The sequence below is a fragment of the Citrobacter sp. RHBSTW-00671 genome (assembly GCF_014103415.1).
GTDB lineage: Bacteria > Pseudomonadota > Gammaproteobacteria > Enterobacterales > Enterobacteriaceae > Citrobacter.
The window spans coordinates 125,050-136,765 of sequence record NZ_JABXPR010000002.1 but is presented as its reverse complement, the minus strand read 5'-3'; the positions used below and the strand labels follow the sequence as shown (position 1 = coordinate 136,765).

Here is an 11,716-nt window from a genome sequence, read left to right as displayed (position 1 = left end):
AGGGATTGATGGGGGAAGACAAAATAAAATGTTAATTAATGGTGGTTTTAAATCATATTATTTAACCATTTGATAACATTTCAGGGGTTTTAGGTGATGCCCGAATACAGCGAATTTAAGTCATAAAATTAATTTTTTATTTCGCATGTCTCATTAGTAATTTTTATCACCATAGATAAGTCTGCTGACCGGGGAACCAGCATGCGGAAAAAAGATATGTGATTTGCAGGGGTATACACCGATACGTGCATCAGCGACTGACAACGTCTCTTACTGGTAATGAGGAGCAGGGTGGAAAAATACTTTTTCTGCAAAGTCGTGAACCCCATCTGGGGGTGTTATCTGCCTTCACAGAGATGTTGCCGGAACACAATAATGAACAGGCCGGATTATGCTATCCGGCCTGTTGTGTCAACTTGGTGATTTTTCGACAAATAGATTGAGATGGTAGCGGTAGCTGTCGAGGAACCGGGATTTACATGCATCATTCATACTGCCGGTGACCTGTTCAACGTCCACTTTCCGCCCTTGTGAGTTCATCTGGGCCAGACTTAATGCAATAAAATCAAAATCTTTTGGATGAAACTTTTCTACGTGGTGTATTGCCTGCATATTCCTCCCTTTTAATCGCCATGAAGAGTAAGGTTTATGCTCTGCTATTTTCAGTATGGCCCAGCCTCTCGATATTCTCCTGCAGAGTCGCGAAAACTGTGAGGCCAGCCGCAGATTTTGTACTTTAGGGCGTTTCCTGCCGCCGCAATCCGCCTGTCAGGCCGTCTGGTGGAGGTAAATGCTGCCATGAAGTTGCAACCCAGAATGATTGAGCTGTCATCAGGCGTATGTTTTATTTTTTTATGGCTTTGTTGAATAAATCAGATTTCGGGTAAGTCTCCCCCGTAGCGGGTTGTGTTTTCAGGCAATACGCACGCTTTCAGGCATACCTGCTTTCGTCATTTTGTTCAGCGCTCGTACCAGGGCCATAGCCTCCGCAACCTGACCATCGTAGTCACGCAGCGTCAGTGAACCCCCGAACAGCTGTTTTACCCGGTACATCGCCGTTTCCGCTATCGAGCGACGGTTGTAATCTGTTGTCCATTTCCACCGCGCATTACTCCCGGTCATTCGCTGATTAGCCACTGCACGGTTACGGTCTGCATATTCACCGGGCCAGTAACCCGCACCTTTTCGGGGAGGGATAAGCGCGCTGATTTTCTTACGCCGCAGTTCATCGTGACAGAGCCGGGTGTCGTAAGCGCCGTCTGCCGATGCTGCCCTGATTTTTCTGTGAGTCTGCCGGATAAGACCCGGGAAGGCTTCTGAGTCCGTCACATTGTTCAGCGACAGGTCAGCGCAGATGATTTCATGTGTTTTACTGTCAACGGCGAGATGCAGCTTACGCCAGATACGGCGGCGTTCCTGGCCATGCTTTTTGACTTTCCACTCGCCTTCACCGAAGACCTTCAGCCCGGTGGAATCAATTACCAGGTGTGCGATTTCACCCCGGGTGGGCGTTTTGAAACTGACATTAACCGACTTTGCCCGCCTGCTGACACAGCTGTAATCCGGGCAGCGTAGCGGAACGTTCATCAGAGAAAAAATGGAATCAATAAAGCCCTGCGCAGCGCGCAGGGTCAGCCTGAATACGCGTTTAATGACCAGCACAGTCGTGATGGCAAGGTCAGAATAGCGCTGAGGTCTGCCTCGTGAAGAAGGTGTTGCTGACTCATACCAGGCCTGAATAGCTTCATCATCCAGCCAGAAAGTTATGGAGCCACGGTTGATGAGGGCTTTATTGTAGGTGGGCCAGTTGGTGATTTTGAACTTTTGCTTTGCCACGGAACGGTCTGCGTTGTCGGGAAGATGCGTGATCTGATCCTTCAACTCAGCAAAAGTTCGATTTATTCAACAAAGCCTTTTTTTATATACGATCTGACGAATTCAGCAGAAGGAAACTCATCATTCGTGACGAAATAAAAATTAGTTTCCCCATTAATATAGAAATGAGTGTTTACTCACAGAAAGAAAATCAGGAGTAATTATTCTGAAGACAGATAATACAGAAGTCGTACAGCGCATTTAACTCACTTCTCAGGAGGTTAATCACTCTCTATTTGTGGACAACCGACATGTCTTAAGGCTCTGGAATAACGTGTTGATATTTCGATGCGTAGCATGCAGCGGAATGTTACCGGATCAATAAAGCAGGAAGAGGCGTTTTAATTCTTTCCGCAGGATGATAGTAGGGTGACTGCCATGTCTGATTATAATGAAAAAAGTGCGATCTCCGCACTTCTCGCAGGTCATTGTTCCGATCCATTTTCCGTGCTTGGCATGCACTCAACCGATGCGGGTCTGGAAGTGCGCGCATTATTACCCGATGCCACCGATGTATGGGTGATTGAACCGAAAACCGGGCGCAAAGTCGGTAAACTCGAATGCCTCGACACACGCGGGTTCTTTAGCGGCGTTCTGCCGCGCCGGAAAAATCCTTTTCGTTACCAGCTGGCCGTCACCTGGCACGGTCAGCAAAACCTGATTGACGACCCCTATCGCTTTGGCCCGCTGCTGCAGGAGCTTGATGCCTGGCTGCTCGCTGAAGGGACTCATCTGCGGCCCTACGAGACGCTGGGAGCCCATGCCGACACCATGGACGGCGTCACCGGGACGCGTTTTTCCGTCTGGGCGCCGAACGCCCGTCGTGTGTCGGTGGTCGGACAGTTCAACTACTGGGACGGCCGCCGCCACCCGATGCGTCTGCGCAAAGAGTCCGGCATCTGGGAGCTGTTTGTCCCCGGCGCGCATAACGGCCAGCTGTATAAGTTCGAGCTGATTGACGCCCACGGCCACCTGCGGGTGAAATCCGACCCGTATGCCTTTGAGGCACAGATGCGCCCGGAAAGCGCGTCGCTTATCTGCGGCATGCCGGAAAAGGTCGAACAGCCACAGTCCCGTCAGCAGGCCAACCAGTTTGATGCACCGATTTCGATTTATGAAGTGCACCTTGGCTCGTGGCGCCGCCACGCCGATAACCATTTCTGGCTCAGCTACCGCGAGCTGGCGGACCAGCTGGTGCCTTACGCGAAGTGGATGGGCTTCACCCATCTGGAGCTGCTGCCGGTAAACGAACATCCGTTCGACGGCAGCTGGGGCTATCAGCCCACCGGGCTGTACGCGCCGACCCGCCGTTTTGGTACCCGTGAAGACTTCCGCTACTTCCTGAATGCTGCCCATGCCGCGGGTCTGAACGTGATCCTCGACTGGGTGCCGGGCCACTTCCCGTCGGATGACTTTGCGCTGGCATCGTTCGACGGCACCGCGTTGTATGAACACAGCGACCCGCGAGAAGGTTATCACCAGGACTGGAATACGCTGATCTACAACTACGGTCGCCGTGAAGTCAGCAACTTTCTGGTCGGGAACGCGCTGTACTGGATTGAACGCTTCGGGATCGACGCCCTGCGCGTGGATGCGGTTGCGTCAATGATCTACCGCGACTACAGCCGCAAAGAGGGGGAGTGGGTGCCCAATGAGTACGGCGGCCGGGAAAACCTCGAAGCGATTGAATTTCTGCGCAATACCAACCGTGTGCTCGGTGAGCAGACGCCGGGAGCGGTCACGATGGCGGAGGAGTCCACCGACTTCGCCGGGGTTACACGACCGTCTTCGACGGGCGGTCTTGGCTTCTGGTTCAAATGGAACCTCGGCTGGATGCATGACACCCTCGACTATATGCAGCTCGATCCCATCTATCGTCGTTATCATCACGACAAGATGACCTTCGGGATGCTCTACAACTACACCGAAAACTTCGTGTTGCCGCTGTCACACGATGAAGTGGTTCACGGCAAAAAATCGATTCTTGACCGGATGCCTGGCGATGCCTGGCAGAAGTTCGCCAACCTGCGCGCCTACTACGGCTGGCTGTTTGCCTTCCCCGGTAAAAAGCTGCTGTTTATGGGCAACGAGTTTGCCCAGGGGCGGGAGTGGAACCACGACGCCAGCCTCGACTGGCATCTGCTGGAAGGGGGCGACAACTGGCATCACGGGGTGCAGCGTCTGGTGCGCGATCTGAACCATACCTATCGCCACCATAAGGCACTGCACGAACTGGATTTTGACCCCTACGGCTTTGAATGGCTTGTTGTGGATGACCATGAACGGTCGGTGTTTATCTTTGTCCGTCGCGATAAAGCCGGGAACGAGATAATCGTGGCGAGCAACTTCACGCCAGTACCGCGTCACGGCTATCGCTTCGGGATTAACCAGCCGGGGCGCTGGCGTGAAGAGCTGAACACCGACTCGATGCACTACCACGGGAGCAACACCGGCAACGGCGGCTGCGTGGCAAGCGAGGCGATCGCCAGCCACGGTCGGGAGCATTCGCTGTCGGTGACTCTGCCGCCGCTGGCGACAATCTGGCTGGTACGGGAATCTGCAGGGCAATAAAACGCGCAGCTGATTTATTGCAGCTGACTTATTACCGGAGGTGATCACTTCTGAATTATTTTGCAGAAGAGTGAGGCTTTTTCTTCATTATTTTCTTTTATGGCTTTTATTTAATAGCAGGACATTATTATGAGTAAACTTGAATATACTGACAACTTAATGCTGTCGCGCCAGTTACCGCTTAAATCCGTGGCCCTGATCCTCGCCGGCGGACGTGGCACACGATTAAAAGACCTGACCACTATTCGCGCAAAACCTGCGGTGCATTTCGGCGGTAAATTCAGAATTATTGATTTTGCTTTATCGAATTGTATTAACTCCGGAATAAGACGTATCGGGGTCATTACACAATATCAGTCCCATTCACTGGTGCAGCATATTCAACGCGGCTGGGCATTCTTTAACGAAGAAATGAATGAGTTCGTGGATTTATTACCGGCGCAGCAGCGGGTGCATGGTGAGAACTGGTATCGGGGGACGGCGGATGCCGTGACCCAGAATCTGGATATTATCCGCCGCTATGATGCGGAATATGTCGTTATTCTGGCCGGGGACCATATCTATAAACAAGATTATTCGCGGATGCTGCTCGATCACGTTGAAAAAGGGGCGCGCTGTACCGTGGCCTGCCTGCCGGTCCCGGTTGAAGAGGCAAGCGCTTTTGGCGTCATGGCCGTGGATGAGAATGACAAAATCATTGAATTTGTTGAAAAACCGGCTAATCCGCCCACCATTCCTGGCGATGAAACCCGCTCGCTTGCCAGTATGGGCATTTATGTGTTTGATGCGGAATATCTCTACCAGCTGCTGGAAGACGACGATCGGGATGAACACTCCACCCATGATTTTGGCAAAGATATTATTCCCAGGATAACGGCGGCAGGTGAAGCGTATGCGCATCCGTTCCCGCGCTCCTGCGTTCAGTCGGATAATAATGCCGAGCCATACTGGCGCGATGTCGGAACCCTGGAGGCGTACTGGAAAGCGAATCTGGATTTAGCCTCAGTAGTGCCAGAGCTGGACGTTTATGACCGTAACTGGCCTATCCGTACCTATGTCGAATCGCTGCCCAGCGCCAAATTTGTTCAGGACCGTTCCGGCAGTCATGGCATGACCATGAATTCTCTGGTCTCCGGCGGCTGTATTATTTCTGGCTCGGTGGTGGTGCAGTCGGTTCTATTTTCCAGAGTTCGGATTAACTCGTTCTGTAATATTGATTCGTCGGTTTTATTACCGGGCGTCTGGGTCGGTCGCTCCTGCAGGATAAGACGCTGCGTGATCGACCGGGGATGCGTTATTCCGGAGGGGACGGTGATTGGCGAAAATGCCGTTGAGGATGCGCGACGCTTTTATCGTTCGGAAGAAGGCATCGTTCTGGTTACCAAAGAAATGCTGAACCGACTTGAACTATGAAGCCGTTGGCGGAAATAAAAGCTGCCGCAGCTGTGATTGCCGTCATTGGCATCGCGTCGCCTTCATGCCTGAATAATTAAGGAGCATCCATGCGAGTTTTACATGTAGGAGCGGAGATGTTCCCTCTGTTGAAAACGGGGGGGCTGGCTGATGTGACCGGTGCTCTCCCGGCGGCGCAAATAGCCGAGGGCGTGGATACCCGCGTGCTGCTGCCGGGGTTTCCCGCGATCCGCGACGGAGTAGGGGAACCGCAGGTGGTGGCCAGCAGGGAGACCTTCGCCGGGCCGATGACGCTGTTGTTTGGCGACTTTAACGGCGTGGGCATCTATCTGATTGATGCCCCGCATCTCTATGACCGACCGGGTAATCCTTATCATGACCCGCAGATGCAGGATTATCCCGATAACGTCCTGCGTTTCGCGCTGTTGAGTTGGGTCGCGGCTGAGCTTGCTGGCGGTCTGGATCCGTTCTGGCGGCCTGAAATCGTCCACGCCCATGACTGGCATGCGGGCCTCACGCCGGCTTATCTGGCCGCCCGCGGCAACCCCGCCAGGTCAGTGTTTACGGTGCACAACATTGCCTATCAGGGCTTGTTCCTCGCCCGGCATATGGCGGAGATCGCTTTACCGTGGTCATTCTTCCAGATGCATGGGGTGGAGTTTAAAGGACAGATCTCCTTCCTTAAGGCGGGCCTCTATTTCGCTGACCATATCACCACCGTCAGCCCGACGTATGCCCGTGAAATTACCGAACCGCAGTACGCGTTCGGTCTGGAAGAGTTGCTGCGGCAACGTCAGCGGGAAGGGCGACTGTCGGGGATCCTTAACGGCGTCGACGAAAGCATCTGGGATCCGCGCCGCGATCCGCTGCTGGCTGCGCCTTACGACCGGAACTCGCTGGCTGAGAAAGCGAAGAACAAGCAGCAGCTGCAGACGACGCTGGGGCTGAAGGAGGACGGCCGGGCGCTGTTGTTCACCGTCGTGAGCCGGCTCACCAGCCAGAAGGGGCTGGATCTGCTCCTTGGCGCACTGCCGGGAATCATTGCGCAGGGAGGGCAGCTGGCGCTACTGGGATCCGGCGACCCGGATTTGCAGGCCCGTTTTCTTGCCGCTGCGGCGCAATACTCCGGGCAGGTGAGTATCCGGATCGGTTACGACGAGGCGCTGTCGCATCAGATGATTGGCGGCGCCGACGTCATCCTGGTGCCCAGCCGTTTTGAACCCTGCGGTCTGACCCAGCTCTATGGCCTTCGCTACGGCACATTGCCGCTGGTTCGTCGCACCGGCGGACTGGCGGATACCGTCGCCGACTGTTCGCTCGAAAACCTTGCTGACGGGATCGCGAGCGGATTTGTGTTTACCGACAGCGAGACTGAATCACTATTACATGCCATCCACCGGGCCTTTGTCCTGTGGTCCCGTCCATCGCTGTGGCGGTACGTGCAACGTCAGGCAATGAGCATGGATTTTAGCTGGCAAATTGCCGCTAAGTCTTTCCACCAGTTGTATCAGCGTATTATTTAATTGCTACGGATAAGAAAAATGGAACCACGCTTAAGTTATATTTCACCCAGTCTGAATGAAGAAGCGCTACAGCATGCTATCGCTTATAAGCTCATGTTTATTCTTGGTAAAGATCCCTCACTTGCCAATAAACATGAATGGCTCAACGCCACGCTGTTCGCCGTTCGCGATCGGCTGGTAGAACGTTGGCTGCGGGCGCATCGGGCGCGGATCTCGCAGCAGGCCCGGCAGGTTTATTATCTGTCGATGGAGTTTCTCATCGGCCGAACCCTCTCTAATGCCTTACTGTCGCTGGGCATCTATGAGGATGTGAAAACGGCTCTGGCAGGGATGGGGCTGGATCTGGAAGAGCTGATTGATGAGGAGAACGATCCGGGGCTGGGCAACGGCGGTCTCGGTCGTCTGGCGGCCTGTTTTCTCGATTCCCTGGCCACACTGGGGCTGCCAGGCCGCGGCTATGGTATCCGCTACGACTACGGTATGTTCAAGCAAAACATCATCGACGGCCGGCAGATGGAGTCACCGGACTACTGGCTGGAGTACGGTAACCCGTGGGAATTCGAGCGCCATAAAACCCGCTATACCGTGCGCTTTGGCGGACGTGTTCAACATGAGGGCAAAAACTCACGCTGGCTGGAAACCGAAGAAATTATTGCCGTGGCCTACGATCAGATTATCCCGGGTTATGACACCGATGCCACCAACACCCTGCGTTTGTGGAGTGCCCAGGCCAGCAGTGAAATTAATCTCGGTAAATTTAACCAGGGGGACTATTTCGCCGCCGTGGAGGATAAGAACCACTCTGAGAACGTTTCCCGCGTGCTTTACCCGGACGACTCGACCTATTCCGGGCGTGAACTGCGCCTGCGTCAGGAGTATTTCCTTGTTTCGGCGACGGTACAGGACATCCTCACCCGTCATTACCAGCTGTATCAAACCTATGACAACCTGGCGGATAAAATTGCTATCCACCTCAATGACACCCATCCGGTGCTGTCGATCCCGGAGCTGATGCGTCTGCTGATTGACGAACACCGCTTCAGCTGGGATGACGCGTTTGAGGTGACCTGTCGGGTCTTCTCCTACACCAACCATACCCTGATGAGCGAAGCGCTGGAGACCTGGCCTGTCGATATGCTGGGGAAAATCCTGCCGCGCCATTTGCAGATTATCTTCGAGATTAATGACTATTTTCTGAAAACGATGCAGGAGCACTATCCCGATGATATGGCGTTGCTGAGCCGGACCTCGATTATTGATGAGTCCAATGGTCGCCGCGTGCGGATGGCCTGGCTGGCGGTAGTGGTCAGTCACAAGGTTAACGGCGTGTCGGAACTGCACTCCCGGCTGATGGTGGAGTCGCTATTTGCCGATTTCGCCAGAATCTTTCCGCGCCGCTTCACCAACGTGACTAACGGCGTCACGCCGCGCCGCTGGCTGGCTGCCGCTAACCCGTCCCTTGCCGCGGTTCTGGACCGCCATATCGGCCAGACCTGGCGAACGGATTTAAGCCAGCTGAGCGAAATGGGGGAATATCAGGATTATCCGCTGGTTAACCAGGCCGTCAGCGCCGCCAAACTGGCGAATAAACAGCGTCTGGCCGATTATATCGCCCGTCAGCTGGGCGTGGTGGTGAACCCGAACGCGCTGTTTGATGTGCAAATTAAACGGATCCACGAATATAAACGCCAGCTGATGAATGTGCTGCATGTGATCACCCGCTACAACCGTATCAAGGCGGACCCGCAGGCCGAATGGGTGCCGCGAGTGGTGATTTTCGCCGGCAAAGCCGCGTCCGCTTACCACACGGCAAAACAGATCATCCATCTGATAAACGACGTCGCCAAAGTCATCAACAGCGATCCGCAGATTGGCGACAGACTAAAGGTGGTGTTCATTCCCAACTACAGCGTCAGTCTGGCGCAGATGATCATTCCGGCCGCGGACCTTTCTGAGCAGATTTCGCTGGCAGGGACTGAAGCCTCCGGGACCAGTAATATGAAGTTCGCCCTCAACGGTGCGCTGACCATTGGCACGCTGGACGGCGCCAACGTTGAGATGTTGGAGCACGTGGGTGAGGACAATATCTTTATCTTCGGTAATACCGCTGCAGAGGTCGAGGCGCTGCGCAGCAACGGCTACCAGCCGCATGATTACTACGACCAGGATCAAGAGCTGCGCCAGGCGCTGACCCAGATGGGGACCGGGGTGTTCAGCCCACAGGAGCCGGGCCGCTATCGCGGTCTGCTGGATTCGCTGATCAACTTTGGCGACCACTATCAGGTGCTGGCCGATTACCGCAGCTATGTTGACTGTCAGGACAAGGTGGATGCGCTCTACCGAACCCCGGAAGAGTGGACCGCCAAAGCGATGCTCAACATAACCCACATGGGCTATTTTTCATCGGACCGTACGGTGCGGGAGTATGCGCAAAAGATCTGGTATATCGACAAAACGCAACTCTGAGCGCGTACTGACAACCAGGAAACGCCGGGGCGGGTGGCAGGAGACCGGCCCCGTCGATGAGCGACCCGGCAGCAACACATAAATAAGCCTGACGGATATGACAGGAGAGAAAAATGACGGACAGTAAACGCGCAGGGGAGCCTGCACAACAGAGTGATTTGATTAACGTCGCTCAGCTGACCGCGCAGTACTACGTACTGAGGCCGGAAGCGGGCAACGCGGAGCATGCGGTGAAGTTTGGTACCTCTGGCCATCGTGGCAGTGCAGGGCGCCATAACTTCAATGAGCAGCATATTCTGGCGATCGCGCAGGCGATTGCGGAAGACCGCGCCAGGAACGGGATTACCGGTCCCTGCTACGTGGGTAAAGATACCCACGCGCTCTCCGAACCGGCCTTTATTTCCGTACTGGAAGTGCTGGCGGCCAACGGCGTTGATGTTATCGTGCAGGAACACAACGGTTTCACCCCGACGCCGGCCATTTCCAATGCCATCCTGGTGCACAACAAAAAAGGTGGTCCGCTGGCAGACGGCATCGTGATCACGCCGTCTCATAACCCGCCGGAAGATGGCGGTATTAAGTACAACCCGCCGAACGGCGGCCCGGCGGATACCAACGTCACCAAAGTGGTAGAGAATCGCGCTAACGAACTGCTGGCCTCGGGTCTGCAGGGCGTCAGGCGCATCTCCCTCGATGCGGCACTGGCATCCGGTCATGTTAAAAAGCAGGATCTGGTACAGCCGTTTATCGAAGGGCTGGCGGATATCGTCGACATGGCGGCAATTCAGAAAGCCGGCCTCAAGCTCGGGATCGATCCGCTGGGCGGGTCCGGTATCGAATACTGGAAACGTATTGCCGGGCACTACAAGCTCGACCTGACTATCGTCAACGATCACGTCGATCAAACCTTCCGCTTTATGCATCTGGATAAAGACGGCGCCATTCGCATGGACTGCTCATCTGAGTGCGCAATGGCGGGCCTGCTGGCGCTGCGCGATAAGTTTGACCTGGCTTTTGCTAACGATCCAGATTATGACCGTCACGGCATCGTCACGCCGGCAGGGCTGATGAACCCGAACCACTATCTGGCGGTGGCGATTAACTACCTGTTCCAGCATCGCCCGCAGTGGGGCCAGGATGTGGCGGTGGGCAAGACGCTGGTCTCTTCCGCGATGATCGACCGTGTGGTGAACGACCTCGGCCGCAGGCTGGTTGAAGTGCCGGTGGGCTTTAAATGGTTTGTTGACGGCCTGTTCGACGGCAGCTTCGGCTTCGGCGGAGAAGAGAGCGCGGGCGCCTCGTTCCTGCGTTTTGACGGAACGCCGTGGTCGACCGACAAAGACGGGATCATCATGTGCCTGCTGGCGGCGGAAATCACCGCCGTCACCGGTAAAAACCCGCAGGAGCACTACGACGAACTGGCCGCCCGCTTCGGCGCGCCGAGCTATAACCGGCTGCAGGCTTCGGCCACTTCCGCACAGAAAGCGGTGCTGTCGAAGCTGTCGCCGGAAATGGTCAGGGCCAGTCAGCTGGCGGGTGACCCGATCACTGCGCGTCTGACCGCCGCGCCGGGCAACGGCGCATCGATTGGTGGCCTGAAAGTGATGACCGACAACGGCTGGTTCGCCGCCCGACCGTCAGGTACGGAAGACGCTTACAAGATCTACTGCGAGAGCTTCCTCGGGGAAGCACATCGCAAGCAGATCGAGAAAGAAGCGGTGGAAATCGTGAATAGCGTGCTAGCGGCGCACCAGTAGAGCAGTTGACGTACTCCGCTGAGCCGGAGTACGTCATAGTTACCCGGCGACACCAATACAGGCACCACTTTGTCAGAACATAAGGAACGGGACGCTTCGCAAAAGGTATTG

At 55.0% G+C, this 11,716-nt stretch carries 7 protein-coding genes; 5 read left to right on the top strand and 2 right to left on the bottom strand.

All coding sequences use genetic code 11. The annotated features are described in order from the left end of the window. Nucleotides 1-411: 411 nt before the first annotated feature. The gene (locus HV261_RS23945; protein WP_022631502.1) at nt 412-612 is read right to left on the bottom strand and encodes a hypothetical protein; all 201 of its coding nucleotides are present in this window, start codon (nt 610-612) and stop codon (nt 412-414) included. 300 nt (nt 613-912) lie between these two features. After that, nucleotides 913-1,881: an IS5-like element IS903B family transposase gene (locus HV261_RS23940; RefSeq protein ID WP_004099053.1), complete on the bottom strand. Its 969-nt coding sequence runs from the start codon at nt 1,879-1,881 to the stop codon at nt 913-915. A 372-nt stretch (nt 1,882-2,253) separates the two neighbouring features. Between HV261_RS23940 and glgB the strand changes: the two genes are divergently transcribed. The 5 genes from glgB (at nt 2,254) to pgm (ending at nt 11,605) form a co-directional block, all read left to right on the top strand. Further along, a complete protein-coding gene (gene glgB / locus HV261_RS23935; protein ID WP_004099052.1) occupies nt 2,254-4,446 on the top strand; it encodes a 1,4-alpha-glucan branching enzyme in 2,193 nt (730 codons plus the stop codon). A 129-nt stretch (nt 4,447-4,575) separates the two neighbouring features. Next, nucleotides 4,576-5,859 carry a glucose-1-phosphate adenylyltransferase gene (gene glgC / locus HV261_RS23930; RefSeq protein ID WP_015632388.1) on the top strand — a complete coding sequence of 428 codons (1,284 nt, stop codon included), beginning with the start codon at nt 4,576-4,578 and terminating at the stop codon, nt 5,857-5,859. Between the two features lie 89 nt (nt 5,860-5,948). Next, entirely contained in the window at nt 5,949-7,382 is a 1,434-nt protein-coding gene (glgA, locus tag HV261_RS23925) for a glycogen synthase GlgA (RefSeq protein ID WP_004197677.1), read from the top strand. An 18-nt stretch (nt 7,383-7,400) separates the two neighbouring features. Further along, a complete protein-coding gene (gene glgP / locus HV261_RS23920; protein WP_094543334.1) occupies nt 7,401-9,848 on the top strand; it encodes a glycogen phosphorylase in 2,448 nt (815 codons plus the stop codon). Between the two features lie 113 nt (nt 9,849-9,961). Continuing rightward, nucleotides 9,962-11,605 (top strand): phosphoglucomutase (alpha-D-glucose-1,6-bisphosphate-dependent), encoded by a 1,644-nt coding sequence (gene pgm / locus HV261_RS23915; protein ID WP_004197675.1) that lies wholly within the window; start codon nt 9,962-9,964, stop codon nt 11,603-11,605. The last annotated feature ends 111 nt before the right edge of the window (nt 11,606-11,716 follow it).